This is a genomic window from Roseateles terrae (genome assembly GCF_014192155.1).
GTDB classification, from domain to species: Bacteria; Pseudomonadota; Gammaproteobacteria; order Burkholderiales; family Burkholderiaceae_C; genus Roseateles; species Roseateles terrae.
In genome coordinates, this window is record NZ_JACHXO010000001.1 from 600607 (window position 1) to 622630 (window position 22024).

The 22024-nt window shown below is 63.9% G+C and carries 24 protein-coding genes and 2 pseudogenes; 13 read left to right on the forward strand and 13 right to left on the reverse strand.

The genetic code is table 11. The annotated features are described in order from the left end of the window. Positions 1–2: 2 nt before the first annotated feature. The 3 genes from FHS28_RS02490 to FHS28_RS02500 all read right to left on the reverse strand — a co-directional run bounded on the left by FHS28_RS02490 (position 3) and on the right by FHS28_RS02500 (position 1965). The gene (locus tag FHS28_RS02490) at positions 3–1007 is read right to left on the reverse strand and encodes an alpha/beta hydrolase (RefSeq protein ID WP_088449244.1); all 1005 of its coding nucleotides are present in this window, start codon (positions 1005–1007) and stop codon (positions 3–5) included. After that, on the reverse strand, positions 997–1389 hold the full coding sequence (locus tag FHS28_RS02495) for a VOC family protein (protein ID WP_088449243.1): 393 nt from the start codon (positions 1387–1389) through the stop codon (positions 997–999). Before FHS28_RS02495 ends, FHS28_RS02490 begins: the two co-directional genes overlap by 11 nt. A gap of 102 nt (positions 1390–1491) precedes the next feature. Further along, positions 1492–1965, reverse strand: a complete 474-nt coding sequence (locus FHS28_RS02500) for a hypothetical protein (RefSeq protein ID WP_184294038.1) — start codon at positions 1963–1965, stop codon at positions 1492–1494. A 126-nt stretch (positions 1966–2091) separates the two neighbouring features. On the opposite strand from FHS28_RS02500, the gene FHS28_RS02505 reads away from it, so the two are divergent. Beyond that, positions 2092–2667 (forward strand): hypothetical protein, encoded by a 576-nt coding sequence (locus FHS28_RS02505; RefSeq protein ID WP_184294040.1) that lies wholly within the window; start codon positions 2092–2094, stop codon positions 2665–2667. Here FHS28_RS02505 and FHS28_RS02510 read toward each other — a convergent pair. Continuing rightward, positions 2648–3415, reverse strand: a complete 768-nt coding sequence (locus FHS28_RS02510; protein WP_310736727.1) for an NAD(P)H-dependent oxidoreductase — start codon at positions 3413–3415, stop codon at positions 2648–2650. The genes FHS28_RS02505 and FHS28_RS02510 overlap by 20 nt on opposite strands. A 293-nt stretch (positions 3416–3708) precedes the next feature. Between FHS28_RS02510 and FHS28_RS02515 the strand changes: the two genes are divergently transcribed. Next, the gene (locus tag FHS28_RS02515) at positions 3709–4605 is read left to right on the forward strand and encodes a LysR family transcriptional regulator (protein ID WP_088449239.1); all 897 of its coding nucleotides are present in this window, start codon (positions 3709–3711) and stop codon (positions 4603–4605) included. A gap of 15 nt (positions 4606–4620) precedes the next feature. On the opposite strand, the gene FHS28_RS02520 is transcribed toward FHS28_RS02515, so the two are convergent. Then, a complete protein-coding gene (locus FHS28_RS02520; protein ID WP_088449238.1) occupies positions 4621–5232 on the reverse strand; it encodes a PH domain-containing protein in 612 nt (203 codons plus the stop codon). Between the two features lie 271 nt (positions 5233–5503). On the opposite strand from FHS28_RS02520, the gene FHS28_RS02525 reads away from it, so the two are divergent. Beyond that, positions 5504–6304, forward strand: a complete 801-nt coding sequence (locus FHS28_RS02525; RefSeq protein WP_246409433.1) for an alpha/beta fold hydrolase — start codon at positions 5504–5506, stop codon at positions 6302–6304. Between the two features lie 4 nt (positions 6305–6308). Further along, positions 6309–7316, forward strand: a complete 1008-nt coding sequence (locus FHS28_RS02530; protein WP_088449237.1) for a dienelactone hydrolase family protein — start codon at positions 6309–6311, stop codon at positions 7314–7316. A 162-nt stretch (positions 7317–7478) separates the two neighbouring features. On the opposite strand, the gene FHS28_RS02535 is transcribed toward FHS28_RS02530, so the two are convergent. Further along, positions 7479–8579 carry an ABC transporter substrate-binding protein gene (locus FHS28_RS02535; protein WP_088449236.1) on the reverse strand — a complete coding sequence of 367 codons (1101 nt, stop codon included), beginning with the start codon at positions 8577–8579 and terminating at the stop codon, positions 7479–7481. A gap of 364 nt (positions 8580–8943) precedes the next feature. Between FHS28_RS02535 and FHS28_RS02540 the strand changes: the two genes are divergently transcribed. Continuing rightward, positions 8944–10026 carry a S1 family peptidase gene (locus FHS28_RS02540; RefSeq protein ID WP_246409435.1) on the forward strand — a complete coding sequence of 361 codons (1083 nt, stop codon included), beginning with the start codon at positions 8944–8946 and terminating at the stop codon, positions 10024–10026. Positions 10027–10053: 27 nt separating this feature from the next. Beyond that, positions 10054–10284: a hypothetical protein gene (locus FHS28_RS02545; RefSeq protein WP_246409437.1), complete on the forward strand. Its 231-nt coding sequence runs from the start codon at positions 10054–10056 to the stop codon at positions 10282–10284. Position 10285: 1 nt separating this feature from the next. Here the strand turns inward: FHS28_RS02545 and FHS28_RS02550 are convergent, their stop codons facing one another. From FHS28_RS02550 to FHS28_RS02560, 3 genes are all read right to left on the reverse strand, one after another. Beyond that, positions 10286–11620, reverse strand: a complete 1335-nt coding sequence (locus FHS28_RS02550) for a sterol desaturase family protein (protein ID WP_246409439.1) — start codon at positions 11618–11620, stop codon at positions 10286–10288. After that, positions 11521–12237, reverse strand: coding sequence for a MipA/OmpV family protein (locus FHS28_RS02555; protein ID WP_088449233.1), 717 nt, complete (start codon positions 12235–12237; stop codon positions 11521–11523). The genes FHS28_RS02550 and FHS28_RS02555 overlap by 100 nt, the downstream gene beginning before the upstream one ends. Positions 12238–12419: 182 nt before the next feature. Continuing rightward, positions 12420–13469 (reverse strand): hypothetical protein, encoded by a 1050-nt coding sequence (locus FHS28_RS02560; protein ID WP_184294042.1) that lies wholly within the window; start codon positions 13467–13469, stop codon positions 12420–12422. Positions 13470–13640: 171 nt separating this feature from the next. Here FHS28_RS02560 and FHS28_RS02565 point away from each other — a divergent pair, with 171 nt between their 5' ends. Beyond that, entirely contained in the window at positions 13641–14303 is a 663-nt protein-coding gene (locus tag FHS28_RS02565; RefSeq protein ID WP_088449231.1) for a hypothetical protein, read from the forward strand. Positions 14304–14333: 30 nt separating this feature from the next. Here FHS28_RS02565 and FHS28_RS02570 read toward each other — a convergent pair whose 3' ends face one another. After that, positions 14334–15035: a PEP-CTERM sorting domain-containing protein gene (locus FHS28_RS02570; RefSeq protein WP_184294044.1), complete on the reverse strand. Its 702-nt coding sequence runs from the start codon at positions 15033–15035 to the stop codon at positions 14334–14336. 218 nt (positions 15036–15253) lie between these two features. On the opposite strand from FHS28_RS02570, the pseudogene FHS28_RS24715 reads away from it, so the two are divergent. Beyond that, positions 15254–15472: pseudogene (locus FHS28_RS24715) on the forward strand (hypothetical protein); the annotation flags it as partial. Positions 15473–15863: 391 nt separating this feature from the next. Here the strand turns inward: FHS28_RS24715 and FHS28_RS23835 are convergent. The 3 genes and pseudogenes from FHS28_RS23835 to FHS28_RS02580 all read right to left on the reverse strand — a co-directional run bounded on the left by FHS28_RS23835 (position 15864) and on the right by FHS28_RS02580 (position 17987). Further along, positions 15864–16817 (reverse strand): hypothetical protein, encoded by a 954-nt coding sequence (locus FHS28_RS23835; protein ID WP_221193679.1) that lies wholly within the window; start codon positions 16815–16817, stop codon positions 15864–15866. A 59-nt stretch (positions 16818–16876) separates the two neighbouring features. Continuing rightward, a pseudogene (locus FHS28_RS24030) lies at positions 16877–17077 on the reverse strand (DDE-type integrase/transposase/recombinase); the annotation flags it as partial. A gap of 559 nt (positions 17078–17636) precedes the next feature. Then, positions 17637–17987: a hypothetical protein gene (locus FHS28_RS02580; protein WP_088449229.1), complete on the reverse strand. Its 351-nt coding sequence runs from the start codon at positions 17985–17987 to the stop codon at positions 17637–17639. Positions 17988–18408: 421 nt separating this feature from the next. On the opposite strand from FHS28_RS02580, the gene FHS28_RS02585 reads away from it, so the two are divergent. From FHS28_RS02585 to FHS28_RS02605, 5 genes are all read left to right on the forward strand, one after another. Beyond that, positions 18409–18702: a hypothetical protein gene (locus FHS28_RS02585; RefSeq protein WP_088449228.1), complete on the forward strand. Its 294-nt coding sequence runs from the start codon at positions 18409–18411 to the stop codon at positions 18700–18702. A 452-nt stretch (positions 18703–19154) separates the two neighbouring features. Beyond that, complete coding sequence (locus FHS28_RS02590; RefSeq protein ID WP_088449227.1) at positions 19155–19373, forward strand: hypothetical protein; 219 nt, start codon at positions 19155–19157, stop codon at positions 19371–19373. A gap of 195 nt (positions 19374–19568) precedes the next feature. Further along, complete coding sequence (locus FHS28_RS02595; protein ID WP_184294047.1) at positions 19569–20744, forward strand: hypothetical protein; 1176 nt, start codon at positions 19569–19571, stop codon at positions 20742–20744. Next, on the forward strand, positions 20744–21070 hold the full coding sequence (locus FHS28_RS02600; protein WP_088449225.1) for a DUF5455 family protein: 327 nt from the start codon (positions 20744–20746) through the stop codon (positions 21068–21070). The genes FHS28_RS02595 and FHS28_RS02600 overlap by 1 nt, the downstream gene beginning before the upstream one ends. Position 21071: 1 nt before the next feature. Then, positions 21072–21878 carry a zonular occludens toxin domain-containing protein gene (locus FHS28_RS02605; protein ID WP_088449224.1) on the forward strand — a complete coding sequence of 269 codons (807 nt, stop codon included), beginning with the start codon at positions 21072–21074 and terminating at the stop codon, positions 21876–21878. Positions 21879–22024 lie beyond the last annotated feature (146 nt).

Here is a 22024-nt window from a genome sequence, read left to right on the forward strand (position 1 = left end):
GCTCAGCCCAGCGCCTTCACCAGCAGCGGCAGGCTTACGTCCATGCGGTAGTCCACAGCGGTGTGATCGTCGGGGAATTCCTCGTAGACGTGCTGGACGCCCAACGCAGTCAGGCGCTTGTGCATGCGGCGGGCGCCGTAGACCAGGTTGTACTGGTCCACGTCGCCACAGTCGATGTACAGCGCCTTGAGTGCCTTCAGGCCCGGGCCATGGGTCTCGACCAAGGTCAGCGGATCCCAGGCGAGCCAGCGTTCCCAGCGCTCCGGAATCAGCTCGCAGGTGTCCAGCGTCACCGGCATCCGCACGCCGTAGGGCGCGGAAGGGTCCGGGTCGAAGCTGGCGGCCTGGGCCATCATCATGAGGATGTGGACGTCGCTGTCCTTGAACTTGCGACCGTTCCAGAAGCTGTCGACCCAGCGGCCCACGTCCGGCTCTTTGGCCAGCGCACGCAGCACCGGAACGAACTCATGGCGGTAGACCAGGTCGAAGCCCATGTCGCCGGAGTGGACCGCCGCGGCGGACCAGAACTGCGGATGCAGCAGGGCATGGACCATGGCGCCATAGCCCCCGCTGGACTTGCCGAACAGACCCCGCCGTCCGGTGCCGCCGCAGGAGAACTGCGCTTCCACCAGGGGCACGACTTCATCGCGCAGGAAATCGTCCCAGCGTCCCATGGCCACTGAGTTCACATATTGGTTTCCACCCAGGCGGGTGAAGCAATCGGGAAACGCAACCACCACCGGCGGCATGGCGCCGGTGGCGATCAGCCGGTCCAGCCGCTCCGGCACGTTCTCACCGAAGTTCTTCCAGTTGGTGTGGATGGGGCCTCCGGCGGTGAAGCCGACGACGTCCACCAGCAGGGGCAGGTTCCGGCCGTCGTGACCGTAGGGAATGTAGACATCCAGCTGCCGCCGGGTGGGTGCGCCCACGAGATTGCCGGCCAGCACTTCGCTGTTGATCGTCAGTCGATGAAGGGTGCCGGCGGGGGTGAGTGGATCACGCTGCATGGGGTGGCTCCCACAACTCGACCTTGCGTCCTTCGGGATCGATGACCCAGCCGAACTTGCCGTATTCCGATTCGTCCATTCGCTCGAGCACTTGGCAGCCTTCCTGGCGCAGCGCCTGCAGCAAGGCTGGCAGGTCGTGCACACGATAGTTGATCATGAAGCCGGGCGATGCCGGGCCGAAGTCGTCGGTGTCGATGTCGTCCGGTTGCACGGACCAGGCCGTCACGCCCTTCACCGGCTGACCGGCGTCGTCCTCCCAGCGAAAGCTCGCGCCGCCCCAGGCATCGACCTCGATGCCCAGGTGTTGCTGGTACCAGGCGCGCAGGGCTGCGGGATCCTTCGACTTGAAGAAGATGCCGCCAATGCCGGTGACTCGCTTCATCGGAACGCTCCGTTGAGGGGGGACGCGACGAGCTTATCACCGGCCAGGGACGAGGATTCGTCTGCGGGTGTCGCGAACGCAGTACGCTCGGCCTGCTGCCTCTCAGTGCTCGCGTTCCTGCCGTTCCTGCTCCTCTTTCCGGGGTCCGTGCGCCACTGGCAGGGCCCGTGGTGACGGGTGGTCCGGCGACGGGTGCTGAGCGCTGTAGACCGGCACAGGCATGGGATTCGTCGGCACCGGCGCCGCAGCGCGCACCACCGCCGGCATTGCAGTGGCGAGATGGGCCGCGGCGGGCGCATGGCCTTCAAAGGCGCGGCCGTTGGCGGTGGCCGATGCGGGCGCAACGATGGTCACGTTGTTGACCGCATTCACGTTGTTGACGTTGTTGATGTTGTTCGTCACGTTTCGGAAGTTGGTCACGTTGGTCACATTGGTGACGTTGGTCGTGTTGGTGACGTTCTGCTGGACCCGCATCCCGACGTTGACGATCGGGGGTGCGCTGACGACCACGGCGGGTGCGGTGCCCACCGGCGCAGGCACGATCAGCCCGGGCCGCGAGCGCGGTGGCGGCGGCACGAAAACGCCTTCGGGGCCCATGGCCGTGTGGCAGCGCTCTGGCGTACCGCGCACGTGATTTGCCCTCTGGCAAGATGGCCCGCGCGACCAAGCGCCGTCCCGCATCGGATTCACTCTGCATTGACCATGAAAACATCGCTCCTGCTTTCCGCACTCGCCGCCACACTCCTGAGTGCGCCCCTCGCGGGCCGCTGCGCGGAAATCGTGCTGGAACAGTCGGCCGTTCAAACCCTCGTCATGGAGGGACTCTTCAAGGACAACGGACGGCTTTATCTGCAGAAGGGCGTGTGCTTTGCCTATCTGGACAGTCCGCAGGTGGCCTTGCAGAACGGCCGGGTGATCATTCGAGCGCATCTCAGCAGCCGGCTGGGCGTGCCTTCGGGGCGCGAATGCGTCGGGGTCTCGCTGGCCAGTGGTGCGACGATGTCGGCGGTGCCGGCCGCGCAGGGTCAGGTGGTGCGGCTCACCGACATCCGGGTCGACGAGGTGGAAGATCCCAACACCCGCAACCTGCTGAACCTCGGCCTGACGCCCGCGGTGCCGGGCACCGTCGAGTTCGATGTCAAGAAGGCCGTCGAAGACATGCTCAAGGGCTCCGGCAGCCGTCTTCAGGCCGAGGTGCAGATGCTGAAGATCGATGCGGTCCAGGTGAAGGAGAACCGCTTGTCGATCAGCTTCGATTTCAAGCTGGCTGGGCGCTGATGAGGTGAGCGTCGAAGCCCACCACGCCCGGCGCCACCTCGTCCCGGAGCTGGTGGCGCCGCTCGTCGAAGTCGCCGCCGTTCTGCGCGCGATACGGAATCGGTGACTCCTCGAAGACACCGGCGAGCCGCTGGGTCCAGGCCTGAAGCGCGGCCTGGATGCCGTCGCGGTCCATCCGCCCCGTGCCATGCACCGCATGGGTGGGCAGCACCTGCATGCCGGGATAGAACAGCGTGCCATGGGTGATGGGGAAGAGCAGGGCGTCCAGCGGACCGTTGATGCCGCGCGGCCCGTAATCGGCTGCCGGACCGCCGGTGGTGACGGACAGCATGGCCCGGCGCCCCTGGAAGCCGCCCTCACCATACCGATGACGATTGCCAGCGCCCTGGAAGCCATACGCCAAGCCCTGGGCCCAGACCCGGTCGATCCAGCCCTTCATGATGGCCGGCATGCCGAACCACCACAGCGGGAATTGCAGGATCACCAGATCGGCGGCGAGCAGCTTGCGCTGTTCTTCCACCACATCCGCGGGTTGGGTGCCGCCGTTGTAGGCATGGCCCGACTCCTTGACGAACGACAGCCGCTCCGGGTCCAGCCGCTGCGGGAAGTCGTCCGTGTCGTACACCGCCTTCCAACCCATGCCGTAAAGATCTGATTCCATGACCTGGTGGCCGGCCTGCTCGAAGGCCGCCCGGGCCGCCTGCACCATCGAGCGGGTGAGGGAGGTGGGCTCGGGATGGGCGTGCACGAGCAGGATGCGACGACTGGCCAATGCAGAGGCCGATGGGGAAGACGATGCAGAAGACGATGCGGACCACGGCGCGGGCAAGGAGCCGGGCGCAGACCCGGAGGAGGCATCCGATGGGGCGCCGGTCGAAGTTGGAAGCGTTGAGTGATGGATCGTCATGGGAAGCCTTTTTCAACGGAACTGCGTGCTGGGTAATACGCCAGAGGCCTTTGGGCCGGGCAGCGAATGCACCCAGTGTGGTGGGCGCTCTGCCATCTGTGAAATCGTGGATGCTTTGGCCTACTATCCAAACCATGGATACCCGACGCCTCGACCTCAACCTGCTGGTCACGCTGGAAGCACTCCTGACCGAACGCAATGTCACCCGTGCGGCCGCCCGGCTGAACCTGAGCCAGCCGGCCGTGAGTGCGCAGCTCAGTCGGCTGCGGGACGTGTTCGATGATCCGCTGCTGCTACCCGCACAGCGCGGCATGACGCCGACGGCCAAGGCGCTGGAAATCCTGGACCCGCTGCGGTCCGCGCTCGATCAGGTGCGCGGCGCGGTGACATCGCATCTGGACTTCGATCCCGCGTCCGCGTCGATGACGGTCACCCTGGCCGGCTCTGACTACATGCAGACGGCGGTGGTGCAAGCGCTGGTGCTGCGGCTTCGCAAGCGGGCGCCCGGCGTGCGGGTGGCGGTGCGTCACATGGATCCGCACCAGATCGAGGGTCAACTGGCGCGGGGCGATGTCGACATCGGCTTGTTGATGCCGAGTGAAGCGCCAAGTTCCGCGCGGATGCGCCACCTGTTCCATGAGCGCTATGTGCTGATTGCGCGGCGAGGCCATCCGGCGGTGCACGGCGCGCTGACGGCGCGCCAGTTTGCGAAGCTGGAGCAGGTGATCGTGTCGCCCGCTGGCGGAGCGTTTTCATCCCCGGTGGATCACGCCCTGGCGGCGCGTGGACTTCAGCGCACCGTGGTGCTGTCGGCCGCGTCGTTTCTGTTCGTCCCGGATATCGTCGCGAAGTCCGACCTGGTGGCGCTGGTGCCGGAGCGGCTCGTCAAAGGTCGCTCCGCGCGGCTGCAGGTGCTGGAATGCCCGTTGCCAATCGAGGGTTTCGAGATGGCCATGGTCTGGCATGAGCGCAGCCATGGCCATGTGGCGCAGCGCTGGCTGCGCGAGGAGATTCTCGCGCTGGCCCGATGAAGCCGCTGGGAGCGCTCAGCTGCGCAGGTACTTCTCGAACACCGGGCCGAAGTCTCGCTGGGTGTAGCGGTCCAGCTGCATCGTGTTCACTGCATGCAGCAGCGCCTGATAGTGCTTGACCAGGGTGGCTTCGCTCTCCACTTCACTGATCTTGTGCATGGCGCCCAGCGCGTCCAGACAGGGCAGCACGTTCTGCTGAGACAGTTCATTGCGATGCTGGATCTTGCCGATGCTGTGCAGCGCTTTGTAGATGTCCTTCAGGATCTCGAGCTGGTCCTTGCGCACGTCGATGCTGAAGGTCGGACCGTCCGCCAGTGAGAATTTCAGCTCCACATCGCGGTCGATGGTGCCCGCCGTTTCGATGGACACGTCGCTGACGTGGTGGCTGGCGTAGTCGTAACGGCGGATGCTGCGCTTGGAAGAGACCGCGGAGTCGCCGTCCACATGGATCAGGGCGAGGTTGGTGAAGCAGTACTCGTCCTTCTTCGACTTGATCAGGAAGAAGATCTTTTCGCTGTCCTCGTGGAAGAGGTAATCGTCGGCATCGACCTTGTCGTAGTCCTTCGGCGAGACGATGACGCCGAGATCACTCAGGCCGAGGGCTTCGGAAGCGAGACGCTTGAACATGGAGACTCCGGATAAAGAAACGCCAGCATGCGCTGGCGAGGAGCATCTTCTCATCGGGTGATGCGGGCGCGGTTCCCACTCAAGGGGGTGGTCCGCGATCGAGGAGGCGGCACAGCCTCGTCGCCATGGGCAGTTCGGAGAAAGCGGCGGAAGGCTCAGGAAAATTCGGCTGTGTTAACGTCCCCGGCCAATGGCCTCCAGTCGCAACGGCTGAGCCTTGAAACGAGAACAGGCTTGCAATGACTAGCCGCCTTTCAGCGAAGGGACTGACTTGACAGAGACGATTGAGATCGACGGCACCACCGTTCATATCGAAGGTGAGGGCGCGGACACCCTCGTGATGGTCCACGGCTGGCCAGACACCCACCGGATCTGGGACGCCCAGGTCGCGGCATTCCGTCACCAGTACCGATGCGTCCGGTTTACGCTGCCGGGTTTCGATGTGCGCGACGAGCGCAGGCTGTATTCGCTGCAGGAGATCGAGACCCTCTACAGGAAGGTCATCGACCGGGTGTCTCCGCATGCGCCGGTGATCTTGCTGGTGCATGATTGGGGCGCTGTCTTTGGCTATCGGTTCCTGTGCCATCATCCTCAGCGGGTCAGCCGGGTGATCGGGGTCGACATCGGTGATGCCGGCTCCAAGCCGCATCTGAAGTCACTGAGCCTGAGCGGCAAGCTGTTTCTGGTGAGCTACCAGGGATGGCTGGCCCTGGCGTGGCGGCTTGGCCCCGGCCTGGGGGACTGGATGTCGCGCGCATTCGTGCGCCGGGTCGACGGCCCCACCGCGCCCGACGCTGTCTTCTCGAAGATGAACTATCCCTACTGGATCCAGTGGACCGGGGCCGCGGGCGGCTATGGCAGGGCGGTCAGCCCTGACCCCACCTGCCCGATGCTGTTCATCTACGGAGAACGCAAACCCGCCATGTTCCATTCCCAGGTGTGGATCGAAGGCCTTGCTGCGCGTCCGGAGTGCGCGGTGAAGGCACTTCCCACCGGGCACTGGGTCATGAACGATGCACCCGAGGACTTCAATCGAACGGTGCTGGATTGGTTGTTGAGTTCAAGGAGCTGATCGGATGCTGAATGCGCTGCGAAAACGCCTGGGTCTGGCAGGTCTCTGTTTGGCGCTATGGCTGACAGGCATGCTGCAAAGCGCTGCAGCGGCAGATGTTCAGCGCGTTGTGCTCCGCAGTGCCACGCCAGCGAGCCTGTTTGACCTGGCCCGGGAGCGGCGGGACCGCTGGACGCCCATCGACATCTGGGGCGACTTGAGCATGCCCGAGGGCTCGCAGGCACCGGTCCCGGCAGTGGTGCTGTCCCACGGCAGTGACGGTGTGACGCCGAGCCTGACCCAATGGGTGAGCCTGTTCAATCAATTGGGTGTGGCCACCCTGGTGGTGGACAGTTTCGGACCTCGTGGCGTGTCATCCACCGCTGCAGATCAGACGGCGGTGCCAGCCGCGGCCAACGTGATGGATGCGCTGACCGCTCTGCAGTGGCTGGCGGACGATCCCCGCATCGATGCACGGCGCATCGGCATCATGGGTTTTTCTCGTGGGGGTTCGGTCGCCTATCAGACGGCCCAGCGGCCGTTTCTTAGGGCCGTGGTGAAGTCGGATCGGGCCTTCGCATTTCATATCGCCGCCTATGCAGGCTGCTTGCAGATCTACACCTCCCGCGAGGTGACCCAGGCACCGCTCCTGAATCTGGTCGGCGGCGCTGACGATTACACCCACCCGGAGCCTTGCGAAGCCTTGGCCGCAGAATACGCGGCGCTCGGCACGCCGGTGAAAAGCATCCGATACGAAGGCGCCCATCACGCCTGGGACAGCCTGCTGCCGGTGCGATGGCTCCCCAATGCCACCAGCGGTTACGCCTGTGGGGTGGTCCGTACCGACATCCCGAGCTGGACGGTCACGAGCGTGTCGTCGGGCGCCGTGATTCCTTCCGCGGACCTGGGGACGTTCTTCAAGGCCTGTGTGACACGCGGGGCGCATGTGGGGCGCAACGCCGCTGCGCTGGAAGCATCGCGTCGGGACGTCACGCGCTACGTCCAGGAAGTGCTGGGCCGTCGCACGGAATGACGCGTGGTGGGTTCGACCGCATGCGGAGCGCGAGGGCGTTGCGTCAGGCAGGGTAGCGGTAAGGCCGCCCGATGAACCCCTCCATCACCCGGCGGCGCACCGAAAACAACCTCAGGCGACGAATCGCACTGAGGTTGAGAGCGGTGCCGAGGGCAGGGGGCCTCAGCGCATGAACTTGCCGTCGGTGCCCACCATCGACAGATCGGTGTAGTCCAGGCCGGTGTGATCCGTCGGCGAGAACGACACTTCCAGCCCGCCGATATCGACCTTGCGCATGCCTTCCAGTGCATCGCGCAGCTTTTGACGGGTCGGATTGGCACCCGCGCGGCGCAGGCCTTCCACCAGGACCTTGGCGGCGGCATAACCTTCCATCATGGCGGGTGTGATGTCGCCCTTGCCCTTGGCCTGCGCCATCTGGGCCGCCTCAGTCACGATTTTGCTGGCCTTGGAACGTTCATACGGGAACACCTGGGTCACGATCACCCCCCGTGCGTTCTCGCCCAGCTCTTTCACAAAGCCCTGCGCAGCATTGTTGGACAGCGTCACGATCTGCGCTTTGGAGCCCGCCGCGCGAATGGCGGCGATGCCATCGGCCACCGCCTTTCCGGAGCCCAGGAACAGAATGGCCTGAGCGTTGCTGGACACAGCGCTTTGCGCGGCCACCTTGAAATCGGGCTTGGCGCGGTCGAACTTGGCCGAGAAGGCGGCCGTCTTGTTCACTGCGGCCAGGCCGTTGTTGGCGCCGATCACCGCGTCCGCACCGAACGAATCGTCGACCTGCACGATGCCGATTCGCTCAATGCCGATGAGGCTGAGGTGACGAATCGCGCGCTCCGCTTCGCGCTGGTAGGTGGCCCGCACATTGAAGACCCACGGGTTGACCGGGAAATGCAGCAGCGAGGCGCCGGAAGAAGGCGCGATGAGCGGCACATGATGGCTAGCCAGCAGCGGGATGATCGCCTGGTTGTGCGGCGTGCCGCGGGTCAGGAACAGGGCCAGGACATTGTCGGCGGTGATCAGCTTCTGCGCATTGGCGGCAGCGGTGGGCGGATCGAACTTGTCGTCCATCGACACGAGCTTCACCGTCTGGCCGTTAATGCCGCCGGCCGCATTGATGGAGTCGAGATAGAGCTTGGCGCCCTCGGTCGTCTCCGTCACGCTCGCAGCGACCGGGCCGGTGAATCCGGCCGTCTGGCCGATCAGGATGTCGGCCTGCGCTGCCAGTGGCAACACGGCAAGGGCAATCAAGGACAGCAACTTCATTCATGTCTCCCTGGAGATAGGTGGTTATGGGGCGGATGCTCGGCGCACTCGCTTTCGGCCCCTCCAGGGATTCCCCTAATGTCATCATTGCATGTGACAAAGTGCGCGGTTCGTTGCGAAAGCGCTTGCAGGAACGGGGTAATTACCAACGGCTTGTGAGCAGGTGTAAAGGGCTTGGTCCGCTTCGAGCCCGACCGGCTTGTGTAAAGCCGCCGAGAAATTCCCTTCCTGACACCGCACGCCGCTACATTAGGAGACTACCGGGCACGCTCGATTTCTGACCGCCCCCTTGTATTCATGCCTTGAAGCGCCACCGGCGGAAGCGTCGCCCCTGTCGGGACAAGTCCTCATCATGAGGTGTTCCTTGACGTCCGACAGCCCCCCACCCGCCACCCCGTTCGAAGAAGCCGCGACAACAGTCACTTTGTCCAGCCCCAACGCGACGCCGAACGTCCGTGCCCGCAGCAAGTCCATGGTGGATGAGCATGCCGAGCTTCAGCGACTGGGCGCGAAGGCTGCGGCGCGTGGGGAACATGCGCTGACCAATCCGATGCTGGATTCGGCCAATCAGCCGGATGCCACCGGCGAGAGTTCCAAAACCTGGGCCGATCGGCGTGACGCCTGGTCACGTGGACATCTCGCCCAGCAGACCGATGTCCCGCGAGCCCTGGTGGCGTCCTCCGCAGGTCGGGAGCCTGCGCAGGATCAGGCACTCTTTGGCGTCACCCGAGTCATGACCTTCCATGGCACCCTCCCGTTGACGGCCGCCAGCGGCTTTTTCTTCGAGCGGGAAGGACGGCTGTTCCTGATCACGAGCCGGCATGTCCTCTTCGACGCCGCGACCGGGCATGCGCCCGACCGCATCGAGATCGAGCTACATACGGATGCGCGAGACCTGACCCAGATTGGCAGATTGTCCGCACTGCTTTATCGCGACGGGCAGGCCGAGTGGATTCAGGCGCAGGACAGTGGCGGTGACGTGGACGTTGCTGCGCTGGCTTTGGACCGCTCCGCCCTACCGCAGGGATATCTGGTTCGGCCGTTTACCCCTTTGGACCTACCGACTCACGGGCTGGAGGTCGTGGTCGGCGACCGGCTGGTGATCCCCGGCTTCCCGCTGGGCTTTTTCGACACCCTTCACCATCTGCCGGTGGTGCGTCAGGCTGCGGTCGCCTCTTGTTACGGCATCCGCTTCCAGGGTGCCGGGTATTTTTTGACCGACGCCCGCATGCACCGGGGCTGCAGCGGCTCGCCCGTGCTGGCACCGGTCAGCGATGCTGCGACGGGGCAGCGCTGGCAGCTGCTGGGCATTCACTCGAGCCGGATGGACATGGCCGATCGCAACAGCGAGCTGGACGAGTCCCTGGGCTTGAATTGCGCCTGGTATGCCGATGTACTGATGACGCTGACGGCGGCGCCATGCCCCGCCTCATCTCGGGTTGAGTGATCACGCTTCTTCCAATAGGAGAGTTACATGACTTCCATGACCAAGACTGCACTGGCTTCACGCCGTCCGGATCTGCAGGAAAAATTGCTTCAAGTGGTGGACCTGCTCAACCGACGGCTCGCCAGCGAGATTGCCAGCGAAGACATTGACGACTATGTGGCGCTGCACTGGCTGGAATGGAATGGCGGCGGCCTGCGGTTGACCACCACCGGCGAGAACATCTGCAAGCAGATGCGAGCGTTGTTGGTGAAGGCCTGAATCAACCCTGCCAAGCCGTCATTACAGCGATCAGTCCGACACATAGGACCAACGCAATGAGGTAGATGCCCCACGCCCGCCGCCGGGAGATCCGCTCGCTGGCGGTGTGCTCATCGACGCCACGTGTCAGCATCACGCCTGTCGCTGACAAACCAATGGCCACCACGGCTGCCGCCAGGAGGTTGCGACCTTCACCCAGGTCGTCAGCGACGTCCAACCACATGGCCGTCGCGGCCCCCGTCGCCAGGAAGAGGCTGATTGCGCGCCCGATATCGAGCGGCTTCAGGTGCGAGACGAAGCGGGGCTGCCGCAGTCGCGCCTCATCCGGCGGTGCAAACGCCGGCAGGCCCGGCGGCGCCCATCCGGGTGACTTGAACAGCACCCGCACACGATCGCGCCAGCGTGGCGTAGCTCGGGCGCGCTCAAAAAGCTCGCCGTAGAACTGACCGACCGCGCGCAGCGGTGACCAGCTGTGCAATGGTTTCACCGTCCCGAAGACGCAGGGCTCTGTTTCTTCGGTGAAGCTGCCGAACATCCGGTCCCAGATCACCAGCACCGCGCCGTAGTTTTTGTCCAGGTAGCCCGGATTCACCGCATGATGTACCCGGTGGTTGGACGGTGTCGAAACCACCCGGTCCAGCCAGCCCAGCTTGCCGATCAGCTCGGTATGGATCCAGAACTGATAGAGCAGCACGAACAGGCCGGCGCCCAGGTAGAGATCGACCGGCATGCCCAGCAGCGCCATCGGCAGGAAGAAGGGCGCGCCCATCACCGCGTAGAAGCTCTCCTGCCGCAGCGCCGTCGTCAGGTTGAAGCGCTCGCTTTGGTGATGCACCGCGTGAGCGGCCCAGAAGATCGCGCTTTCGTGGCTCACGCGGTGCAGCCAGTAGTCGCAGAAGTCATAGACGATGATGGCGGCAGCCCATCCCCAGCCGCTTGACCATGCGGAAGCCGGAAGCAGCGCGACATGCGGCAGCGTGGCGGCATAGAGGCCGGTCTGGAAGAGGGGGGTAACGGCTGCCACCGCCAGGCTCATGAGGCCCTGGCTGAGACTGCTGATCGAGTCCGCCAGATCGTGCGTGTTGCGGCCCATGCGACGGCCCCACATCCACTCAATGACCATGCAGAGCGCGAACAGCGGAACGGCGATCAGGAGGACACGGTGCATGGCGAGTGGGGTGGTGGGCGACGAGAGCGGTGGAACGCAGAGCGGAACGTTGATCGAGGCCCGTGGGTTCAGAAGCGATACCAGAGGCTGGCGCTGAACGTCTGCTGGGATTTGGCGGTGGTCAGCGGCGAATGCGCCGCATCGCCGACCAGCCGTGCATTCAGCCATTGACCACTGACCGACCAGCGCGAGGAAAACTTGTGCTCGCCATTGAGGGCCATGCTCCAGTCCATCATGCCGGCGCGGGGGCGCCATTCAGGCAGACCGCTGGCCAGCGCTTCCCGCGGGCCGATGCCATAGCTGCTGCGCAGGTGAGCAGCGTTGGCGAAGCTTGCCGCAAGCGTCACGCCGATGACGTCATCTCCGATGGGAATGCCGGAGGTCGCGCCGAGCTCCAATTGCTGACCGTCGTGGTGTCGGCCGCTGCCCCAGGAGGCCCCCGATTGCAGCAGGAGCCAGGAGGTCGCCTGCACATTGGCGAAGGCCTCGGTGGTAATGCGCGAACCCAGCCGGTCGATGCCCTGCGGCGTCACGCGGGAGGGACGCCCGAACTGCGGCCACAGGCGCGCGCCCGCTTGCCAGGTTTTGGCGGCGTCGACACCGGCCAGCAGCGGGACGAGATTCCAGCCGACGCCCAGGTCGGTCGAAACAAACGCACCGTTGGGCGAGAGGTACTCGAGCGCGGGCAGCACGTCGTCGCTCCTGGCCCGGGAGCCTGGCGCGGAGGGCCAGCTGCGGGTGGAGACGCCGCCCGACCAGCTGGATTCCGCGGGGGGCGCATCCATCAGTACGAGGCTTCCGGCCGCCCAAGACGGGATGGCGATGGTCAGCAGCCCCGCGCAGAGCAGGGACAACCGGGGAAGGTGGGGGCGAGCAGTGGAGGGCGTGCGGCAGGTCACGCGAAATTCTAGGATGCAAGGTTCCCGCGGACCTTGCAGCAGCCTGTCGCTTGGCCGTCGACGGCCCGTCAGTCACCAGCCAACAAGCGAGGAGCGATGCGCCTGCCAGCTCCTGGCAGGCGGTGCTTCCGTGACGAGCACGCGCTCATCAGGCACAGGGCCGCAAGTCCCACCCACATCAGCCACGCGGCGGAGCTCTCCGGAACGGGAGGCGCCAGCGCATTGGCATAGTTCACGCCGGCAGCGTTGAAGGCGGTGATCCCAGTCAGCAGTTCCCCACTGGCGGTACGCACCTCGGTGATGCCGCCCCAATAAAACCCGGCACTGTAGTCGGTGCCGTAGACCGAGGACGCCTCCATGGTGCCCAGGTCGGTGTAGTTGCCCGCCGAGGCGTTGCCATCCATCCATGCCCACCAGTTGAAAGACAAGGGGTTGCCCAGCGTGAAGCGTGCCGTGACCCACTCGTTCCAGAAGGGGCGGTCATGGTAATAGCCGCCCCCAGGCTCCATGCGCAAGACGGAGAGTCCGAGCGCAGTGCCGGCCGGCTGGGACGGGTCGTCGGCATTGGGAGCGTTCAGGGTGAAGCTGCTGACCATGGAGGCATAGGCGGAGAAGACGGAGCCCATGCCGTCATCGGGGTCCTGCACCATCTGGCCGTCGGCGCCGCCGCCACCGTTGGCGATCACGCGGAAGGTCACCGTCGCTTCGGTCCCGGCGATGCAGGACGGGCAGGTGATCATGAAACTGTCGGTCAGAGAGGCGCGCGCGGCCGCAGAGGTCTTCACTTCGCCCACCAGCCCGCCACCGCTGAGCTGCGTATTGCCAGCGGTGTAGAGCCGCATGTAGCCGTAGCCCACTTTTCCCCAGGCGGTGGATTGGGCATCGCCCGTCAGGCCACCGGATTGGCCTGAAATGGCGGCATGCGTGTAGAGACTGCCCGCGCGCTCCAACGATTGAGGCGGTGGTTCCTGGTCCCGCTGAAAGGCCATTGCGGTGGCGGATACAGAGACGGACATCGTCGCGTCTTGCGCCCATCCGCTGACACTGACAAGCGCCAGTGAGGACGACAGGACGAGCGATGTCCAGCGCCAGCGCTGGCGGGACTGGGTTCGGTGCATGAGAGACTCCTCGCCAGGGGAGGGACCCGGACGCTCTGGAAGCGTAGTCCACGTCGCATCGGGCGGCTGTGACGGGCTGTCGGCGATTTCGGTGTCATGGGACGGAGTGGGACTTGCTCACCCGTATGAAAGTGGACGGCAGCCCGCCCCGGCCGACCACTTGAAGACGACATGGCGCCCATGAATTTCAAGACGCTTTCGATCCCCGACGGCACACGGCTGGCGGCCTTGCCGCTGGACCACGAATGGGAGAACGTCATTGCGGATGGCTTCCTGGCGGCCTCGGATGAAGAGCATCCGAGGTTGTGGAATGCGCTGGCCCCCCTCAACATTCACGGCCTGTCGGATGTGGTGGTCGCCGCGGCTGAACGGTGCGTGGCGCGGCTGAGTGCCCACGTCAACACGGACGATGCGATGCTGAGGCTGCAGTCCGCCTGGGCGGCCACGGTGGACCAACGGTTGTCCCACCTGTCGCAGGCCAATCCCACACCCCCTGCCCAGGGAAACGTGTGGACCCGGCCGGAATGGTTTGTGCGGGCGATGCTGCATTACCTGCACTTCTTCCTGGAGCGGGGAAGAACCGTGAAGGTGCGGCAGTTGGCCGTCACCGGATTACTGACCGCCGAACACCTGTGCGGGCGGGATGTGGACTTCGACCGGTGGATGCAGGACCTGTTGCAGACCAAAGCCCCGCAACGCCCTGAGCGCCCATGCTTCAGGGTCGCTTCCGGTGCGGGAAGCCGTCTCGGCTTGAACCCGCTGGCCTACAGCCGCCCTTGGCCGATTCGATCACGGGCAGCAGGGATCAAGCCGCTTTCAGCACATGGCCGTTAATTTTCGGGCGCGGAAGGCGCTCTGTGGTCTTCAGACATTGACTTGGGGCCGGGCGACATCCAAGGCCCGGGCCCGGGCCTGGAAGGCCTGGTAAGCGAGCCAGCCGGCCAGCCCCAGCAGCATCAGGCCACCGGTGGACGGCTCCGGAACGGGTGGCGTCAGGGGGATGCTCCGGAAGTCCGGCGCGACCACCTGGCCCACATAGAAATTGGTCCCGTCCGGCGGTCCGCCGGTATAGGTGGGCGCGTACAGCTCGTAGGTCACGTCCATCAGGGCGGTGCTCGGCGCCCGGTCGGTGCTGAAACTGAACACCACGTTGTTGCCGGGGAGCCGCGGCTGGTTGACGCCCCATCCCCATAGAACAATGGGCGCGTTGTGGTGCTGGGGCGGGTCGTCTCCCATGTAACCGCCGTAATAGACCCCGAAGTTCCAGCCCGTGGGCGCGTTGTAGGCCGCAGGCGGGAAGCCCGACTCGCCATAGGCCTGATGGCTGTTGACCACCACGAACACCTCATACACCTCCAGGCTGGGGTCATCTAGCACATAACTGTAGGTGTAGATCCCGTTGGCGAAGCCGACGCTGCCCGTGAGTGACGCGTCCGCCAGTGCGGTGAGTGGGCTGGCCAGGATCGCCAGCGCGGCCAGCATGGGGCCCAAGTGGCGACGGCCGGGCCTGGGTGAGGTAGCGATGGAACCGGCGGATGCAGGCGCGCGGGCGGCCGACGTGGGCATTTTGTGTCTCCGTTGCGGTGCGCGGGCTCTGGCTCGGGCGGCGCCTACAGCCAGGCGGTGGTCAGATGCTCCGCCCATCAACGTTAGCTGGAGGAGGGTGGGGATGCCATCCAATGGGGAGGAATTTCGGGGGACAAGATAGTGTTTGTTGCCCGGGCACTCCGGGCTTTGGGAGATTGATCTGCATTGCAGAAATCGAGACAAGCTGAGCGGCGGAGGCGTGCCGCAAGTTGGGCATCAGCAAGCAAATTGTCTATCGCTGGAAGAAGCAGTATGGGAACCCGGAGTCTGGCCTAGCGCGCGAGCTCAAGCAGTTGCAGGGGATCCGCGGCCCGAGTTGCGACGACGCATGCGGGACCTCGCCAACATGTACAAGCCGATCCTGGACATGTCGGACCAGCACTTGCGACGCTTGTTCAAAGAAGTTTCGGCGCTGACCTCGTCTGCGCGTCGCCTATTGCGGGAGGCTGGGTGGCTCGACTTCAGAATCGCCTGTAAACCTTCTCGTTGCTCACGCGGCAATCGCTGTAGGTGAGGCGGATGTCGCTCTGGGTTTCGAACGGTCGCAGCATGACCAATTCGAGGTCTGGGCAGCCAGGCGTCGAAGTCAACAGTGCAAAGATGAAGTTCGACATGGTCAACTGGACGTCGTTGCACGGATGCTGCTCACCCTGTTCCCGTCCTTCGTGGACAAGTTTTTTGCCATCGTGGGTCGAGTAAACGTAAGCGTCAGATCTGAAGGCTGGCCACTTGAACGGCTTCGAAAGTGATGTTGGATGTGCAGGCCAGACCTAACCCCAAAGGACGGCGGGGGAAAGGCACGAGATCTCAGCGTGGATACAGCCCTCGGCGCGCCGCCTCTTGGTCCATCGCGTACGCGCTCATGTAGTCGGGATTGAAATTGAGCCCCTTGGTCGCCCAGAACTGAGCACGGGAGATGTCTTTGACCTTCTGGTCCATCGCGTACGCGGACATGTACTCAGGGTTGAAGGTGTGGCCGCGAGCCTGCCAGAAAGTGGCTCGCTCGATGTCTTTGACCTTTTGATCCATGGCATAGGCGCTCATGAATTCAGCGCTGAACGTGTAGCCGCGTTGCTTCCAGAATGATGCGCGCTCGATGTCCTTCGCCTTCTGGTCCATCGCGTAGGCCGACATGTAGGTCGGATCGAAGGAGTAGCCCTTGTCGCGCCAGAACTGTGCGCGCGCGGCGTCCTTTGCCTTCTGTTGCTGCAGATAGCCGCTGCCGCTGCCGGTCAACGGGGCGGTGTATCTGGCGTTCGTGGTCGCCGGCGGAGATAGTCGGCTAAATACCGGAGTGGGGTGCGGCTGAATTACCACGGGCACCAGGGGGCTTTGCAGCCAGGCAGGGGTGACCGGCGGTGTCATCGGGGCCTCCGGCGCAACAGTTAAAGGCTGCTCTGGCTGGGAGGCGAGGGGGTTCACACTTTCGCCGCCTAGCACAGGGACCGCCGGCACATAGACTTGCGGCGCTAGGGCCAGGTGCGGGGGAGGAGTCCACGTCCGGACGGCGGGCGCTACGCCTGGCTGGGCAGCCGGGGCCGTCTCTACCTTGCCCGGCTCTCCGGTGTACGGGTTGACGTTGCCCGTGGTGCTCCAGTTGTTCTGGAAGTTGGCGTCCGGAGCAGACCGCATGTGCGGTGCGACGTAGGTGCCGTCCTTCTTGACGTACCCGCGTACTGCGACAGCGCCACCACCCTTGGCAAACACTGTGGCGGCCATCGTGCAGATGGCCAGAGTGACCAGGATTCGCCGATCCTTCATGCTAGCTCCCAGTTTTCGTGTGAGTGTAGCTCTGGCCTATGAGAATGGCAGCGCCCTCCAAGTGGGAACTCCGTGTGCATCGGACTGCTCTGACACCAGCCCACGATGCGCCTGCTGAACGCGTCCACGGCGAACGCGACGTAGACCTAGCCTTCCCAGGTACGAGACGTACGTAAGTCCGAGACCCACAGCTGGTTGGGCCCCTCAGCGCGGAACTGCCGGTTGCCCCGGTCCAGCGGGCACGGCGCCTTGGTGTCAGCCGAGTTTCTGTTTGGCGGGGGCGGTCGCAACCGGATAGCGGGGTCCGTCAGAAGCGTGCTGCGACGGGCTGCAGACCTTGCAGAAGCTGACGGCGCTGCCCGGAGCGAGGAAGAACTGCACAGTGCGAATTTGACTTCCTTTCGGAATGCCGTCGAGAGCCACTCGGGCGGCGATCGTGCACTCACTTTGGGGTTCGTAGTCAACGCCAAGGGTTCGCGGGGTGTGGTGGCCGAGTACTTCCTACGGATCGTTTTGGACAACGCAGCGACTGCTGCTGGCTGGGAACGGCTCGCCGAGCATTGGCAACCCTGTAGCGAGCGCCTCGCGTTGACCTCGAAAAAGAGTGGCACCACAGGCTGAGTACGAGAGCGCGGGCGTGTCTGCGAGCCCTTTGGCCAGCCGGGCCGACGCCACGGATCTCGACGGCAAGGTCCTAGCAGCACGGATTTGCCTATCGCTAGGGCTGTGTTGACGCGAAACGGCCCATCGGAAGGGGTTTCTCTTCGGACAGCTGCCTTTGATCGAACAGCGCCACTCTCTGTCAATAGCTTATTCAAGTCACATAATGCACCTTGTCGTATCCAGGCACATGTTGACCAGGTCAAAAAGCCCGACGCTGCCGAAAATGCTCATGGTCGCCACCGCGCCAGCGCCCACGTTTCCCAAAACACTCAGGAGGCGCTCTCCCAGCGGCGTGTTGGCGTGCTTCTCGAGTAGTGCCTCGTGGATCACCTCGTCCACGTTGTACCCGGCTAGGTCGGCCATCAGGGCCCGGTACTCGATGCCGCAGCTTGCGCGCTTCGCTCGCCAGTCGCTGATCTTCTGGCGCCCGACGCCCAAGGTCTGGGCGAGTCGGTAGTCGCTGCCGGTTCGTTTTGCCGCTGCGTCGATCAGTTCATCTAGTTGCATACGTTCACTCCATCGGGTACATTCAGTACACGTTCCCTGGAAAGGGTACGGACCCTGTACCGTGATCATACGCGGCCGCCAGAGATGTCGGCCAGCGCCGGGCTGCTACCCGGTCGGTGGTCACGCATTCGGGGGTCACCTTGTCAACCAGGTCACGCGGCGCCCTTCATGACTGTTGAGGGCTACTGCCAGAAGCGGCCGCGCTGGGGAGAGGTGTTTGACCAGGTCAAAGCTGCCGGGTGGCGTGCCCGGTTGGTGTCGGCATCTGAAAGGACCGGCGGCGTGGTCGTCAACCAGGTCAAAGACCTGCACTCCTGGGAGGGAGAGTGCCTGGAATGGCACGGCTTGGACGGTGATAGCCCGTGGACCTCCTTCGTCTGAACCCCCGGCCTAAGGGCGCGGGCAACCTGAAGGGTTATCCATGAAGTCCATCCTGCAAATCATCAAGGTCAACGATCTGCGCACCGGCAACAAAGACGGCCGCACCTGGGAGATGCAAGACGCTGAGTGCATCTTGCTGAATGACGATGGCGAGGTTGAATCGGTCGGCGTTCTCCAGCTCCCCAAGGAACTGCGCGGCGCCACCAAGACCGGCACGTACCTGGGCTCCTTCGCGCTGCGTCCGAACCTGTCCACCCGCCGTATTGAGGCCGTGCTCACTGGCCTCCAGCCTTACGCCGTCAAGGGCAAGGCTCCCGCCGTCGCTGGGGCTTGATCGTGCGCCGCTGCGTCGTCTTCCTCGTCGGCTGTGTTGTTGGCCTGACTGGATGTTCTTCGCAGTGGCTTTATCACGCTGAGGGCTGCCGCCCTTGGCGCCTGTATGCCTTGGACGCCGGTCGTGACGATGGCCTCGCGCGTCGCTGCTCTGACCTCCAAGCGCAAGTGCAAGAGGAGACCCGCCGTGTTCACCACTGAGCAAGCCCTGACCCTCTTGGCCTACGGCTTCGTGCTGCTTCTTCTGTTCCTCGGCTACATCGCCGGTCGGATGCGCTGATGGATTCCTCTGTTGCTTGGTATGTGGGCTGGTGCCTCATGGCGTTCTCGATTGGCTTTGCGGCTGGTCTCGTGCATCGCTGGTTCCTGCAGTTTGTCGAGACCGCTGTGTGATTTCCTGCCGCGTTGACTGGGCACCTCTGCGGCTTTTTCAACCGCCCACGGAGTCTTTTTATGAAGTCCAAGTTCGCTCTCGTTTCGGTCGTCGCTGCTGCTGCAGTCATCGCTGCTCCCGTGATGGCCGCAGTCCCGGATGGTGCTGCGGAGGTGTTCACCACTGCCGCCGCTGATGCCAAAACCGTTCTCGGCTACGCCTTCACCTGCATGGCCGCTGTGGTCGGTGGCTTCGTCGTCATGAAGCTGGTCAAGCGCGCTGTCAAGTCGGCTACCTGACCTTCTCGCCCGGGCTAACCCCCCGGGCTTTTTCATATGCACTCGTCGCGCTTCCTCTTTCTGTTGTTGCTGTCACTGGTTGCCCTGCTTGCTCCTGCGCGTCACGCTGGCGCCCAGACCCCCGGTAAATGCTATTTCACGTCCTCGCTTCCTACGCCGGTTGCGCAGCAGTGCTATTCCAGTCCTTCTGCGGTTATGTCTGCTGTGGTTGCGCTGGCTCCGGGTCACTACACCGATATTTATGGCAACACGTATGACGAGACCTGGAAGGTTGACACTGTGCCTCCCGATACTGGCGGGACTGGTGTTATCGCTACGACAAAGTGCCCTGCGAACTCGTCCAGTTGTCTGACTGGCACCAATTACGTCTCAGTCGGCCTGCGCCAGATACCTGCAAGTGCGTGCTCGGAAAAGGCTGGCAAGTCTGAGAGCCGCAATTTCACGGTTGGCCACTCGCGCACGTCCGGTTCTGAGCGTGAGTCTGCGTGGGACGCCGCCGTGTTGAAGCGTGGCGCAGACCTTCACAATGCCACTGTCTGCGACGGTACTTGCGAGGGCGTCGCTACTTTTGATCAATCGTCTAACGCCTGGCAGTCCACAGCTCCTGATTCCAACGGGCTTTACCGGCTCTCTATTGACCTTACCGTCACCTACACCGGCGCCACGTGCACGCCGGCTCAGAAAACTCCCGCGATGGACCCTGCGGCCCCTTCTCCCGGCTGCGATGGCTACGTTGGCCAGATCAACGGTAAGACTGTCTGCGTTGGCAAAGTCGGCACCTCCGACCCCATCTACACCGCTCCGAATCCTATCCTTGCTGGTAATCCCGCTGCCGGTAGTAACGGGTCCGCTAGCACTGGTACGCGTACCAACGGCACCGGGGGCGCTGCTGGTGGCCCTCCCTCGTCTGTTGACGGTTCTATTCGTGGCGGCACCGGCTCGGCGACTAACGGCTCTGGTGGTACCGGGTCATCGCCCTCCTCGTCTTCCAACGGTCCGCAACAGGAGGTGAAGGTCTGCGGCACTCCGGGCAATGCTCCCTGCAAGATCGATGAGAGCGGCACCCCTGACGGTAAGGGCGCCTTTTCGTCTGCAGATGGTTTGCTCGAGAGCGCTTCAAAGGCGCGCGAGGCTGGCATGCGCGAGGCTGGCGACCGTAAGGACCTCCCCTGGTCTCCTTCCGGCATCTTGTTGCCCGCTGCAGGCTGTGAAGTACAGAAAACGGAAACGCGCCTGGGCACCATGCCTCTTGATCTCTGCAGCAGTCCCATTGCCCAGCTCTGGCGGCAGTTGCTCGGCTGGCTGCTCTACATGCTCACGTTGCTTTACTGCTGGCGCGTCGCTGGCGGCTCTATTGGCGGAGGTAAGTAATGCCCTTGGTTGCTGGTCTGCTCGTTACGCTCTTCGCTGGCGTCGCTGAGTTCTTCATGCGCTATGTGACTAAGAAGGTCGCGTTTGCCGCTGCTGCGGTCGCCACCTTCACCGCGCTGACTCTTGCGATGTGGGGGCTATTCACTGCCGCACTTGTCGGCGTTGCTGCATCGTTCCCTGGTGGTTCTGCCGTCACAACTGGTGTTTGGCTTATGGTCCCTGACAACGGTCCCGCGTGTTTGAGTGCCATCTTCGCGATGGATACCGCTGCGTATCTCTATCGCTGGAACATGGAAGGCCTGAAGCTCGCAAGCTGGGTGACCTGATATGGCTGGCTACTGCATCACTGGCACGCGTGGTGCTGGCAAGAGCCTCGTTGCCGTGGCTCGTATTCGTGACTACATCCAGCGGGGTTTGCCTGTTGCTACCAATCTGGATCTGTCCCTGGATAAGCTGGTCTCTTCCCCGCCTACGGCGCCGGTCATCCGCATGCCTGACCGCCCTACCGCCGATGATTTCGACGGCTTGCCTGTGGTGCATGACAGTGGGGATGAGTCTCGCAACGGTGCCATCGTCTTGGACGAGTGCGCTGTCTGGCTCAATGCCCGTGAGTGGTCGGGCGGTGATCGTCAGCGCATCATCGATTGGCTTCTGCAGAGCCGAAAGCGCGGCTGGGACCTCTACTTCATCGTCCAGGCCGTGGGGCTGCTAGACAAGCAAGCCCGGGACACCCTCTTTGACTACAAAGTCGTCTGTCGACGTCTTGACCGTCTGAAGATTCCGTTCGTTGGCCAGCTCATCAAATGGCTGTCGCTCGGCATGTTCCAAGGCACCATGCCCAAAGTTCACATGGGCGTTGTTTCCTATGGCTTCGGTCCTGGCAGTCCTCACGCTGACACGTGGTTCTATCGCGCTCACGACCTCTATGCGGCTTATCGCACCGGCCAGCTCTTCATGGCTGACCGCGAGGCGGGCAACCATTGCATGCTCTACCCTCCCCGCCCCCGCCTTGATCCCAAGGGCGCTGTCGTGGATCCGAAGCCCAAGCTGCCTCAGGTGCTTGCGCTGATGGATCTTCCTGAGGCTGAGCGCATTTCAGCCTGGCGCGCGCTCTCTGCTTCCGGGGCGCTGTGATGCGCGCGCACCTCCTCCTCAAGACAGGCCCCGTGGTTATCGCTGCCGTCTATGCATGGTGGGCCTTCGGCCCGGATTACTCCGTTCACCGCCGGGCGTCGCAAGCCAAAGGCCTTGCGGACTGCCGCGCTGCTTCGTTCCGCGCA

What these genes read in the sequence shown, in the direction of transcription:
- FHS28_RS02585 (WP_088449228.1), top strand. Translation starts at nt 18,409, where the DNA reads ATGAAGTCCATCCTGCAAATCATCAAGGTCAACGATCTGCGCACCGGC.
- FHS28_RS02605 (WP_088449224.1), top strand. Translation starts at nt 21,072, where the DNA reads ATGGCTGGCTACTGCATCACTGGCACGCGTGGTGCTGGCAAGAGCCTC.
- FHS28_RS02495 (WP_088449243.1), bottom strand. Translation starts at nt 1,389, where the DNA reads ATGAAGCGAGTCACCGGCATTGGCGGCATCTTCTTCAAGTCGAAGGAT.
- FHS28_RS02560 (WP_184294042.1), bottom strand. Translation starts at nt 13,469, where the DNA reads ATGCACCGAACCCAGTCCCGCCAGCGCTGGCGCTGGACATCGCTCGTC.
- FHS28_RS02555 (WP_088449233.1), bottom strand. Translation starts at nt 12,237, where the DNA reads ATGGATGCGCCCCCCGCGGAATCCAGCTGGTCGGGCGGCGTCTCCACC.
- FHS28_RS02515 (WP_088449239.1), top strand. Translation starts at nt 3,709, where the DNA reads ATGGATACCCGACGCCTCGACCTCAACCTGCTGGTCACGCTGGAAGCA.
- FHS28_RS02550 (WP_246409439.1), bottom strand. Translation starts at nt 11,620, where the DNA reads ATGGCTGAATGCACGGCTGGTCGGCGATGCGGCGCATTCGCCGCTGAC.
- FHS28_RS02565 (WP_088449231.1), top strand. Translation starts at nt 13,641, where the DNA reads ATGGCGCCCATGAATTTCAAGACGCTTTCGATCCCCGACGGCACACGG.
- FHS28_RS02535 (WP_088449236.1), bottom strand. Translation starts at nt 8,579, where the DNA reads ATGAAGTTGCTGTCCTTGATTGCCCTTGCCGTGTTGCCACTGGCAGCG.
- FHS28_RS02545 (WP_246409437.1), top strand. Translation starts at nt 10,054, where the DNA reads ATGACTTCCATGACCAAGACTGCACTGGCTTCACGCCGTCCGGATCTG.
- FHS28_RS02505 (WP_184294040.1), top strand. Translation starts at nt 2,092, where the DNA reads ATGAAAACATCGCTCCTGCTTTCCGCACTCGCCGCCACACTCCTGAGT.
- FHS28_RS02600 (WP_088449225.1), top strand. Translation starts at nt 20,744, where the DNA reads ATGCCCTTGGTTGCTGGTCTGCTCGTTACGCTCTTCGCTGGCGTCGCT.
- FHS28_RS02490 (WP_088449244.1), bottom strand. Translation starts at nt 1,007, where the DNA reads ATGCAGCGTGATCCACTCACCCCCGCCGGCACCCTTCATCGACTGACG.
- FHS28_RS02580 (WP_088449229.1), bottom strand. Translation starts at nt 17,987, where the DNA reads ATGCAACTAGATGAACTGATCGACGCAGCGGCAAAACGAACCGGCAGC.
- FHS28_RS23835 (WP_221193679.1), bottom strand. Translation starts at nt 16,817, where the DNA reads ATGAAGGATCGGCGAATCCTGGTCACTCTGGCCATCTGCACGATGGCC.
- FHS28_RS02590 (WP_088449227.1), top strand. Translation starts at nt 19,155, where the DNA reads ATGAAGTCCAAGTTCGCTCTCGTTTCGGTCGTCGCTGCTGCTGCAGTC.
- FHS28_RS02520 (WP_088449238.1), bottom strand. Translation starts at nt 5,232, where the DNA reads ATGTTCAAGCGTCTCGCTTCCGAAGCCCTCGGCCTGAGTGATCTCGGC.
- FHS28_RS02595 (WP_184294047.1), top strand. Translation starts at nt 19,569, where the DNA reads ATGTCTGCTGTGGTTGCGCTGGCTCCGGGTCACTACACCGATATTTAT.
- FHS28_RS02570 (WP_184294044.1), bottom strand. Translation starts at nt 15,035, where the DNA reads ATGCCCACGTCGGCCGCCCGCGCGCCTGCATCCGCCGGTTCCATCGCT.
- FHS28_RS02530 (WP_088449237.1), top strand. Translation starts at nt 6,309, where the DNA reads ATGCTGAATGCGCTGCGAAAACGCCTGGGTCTGGCAGGTCTCTGTTTG.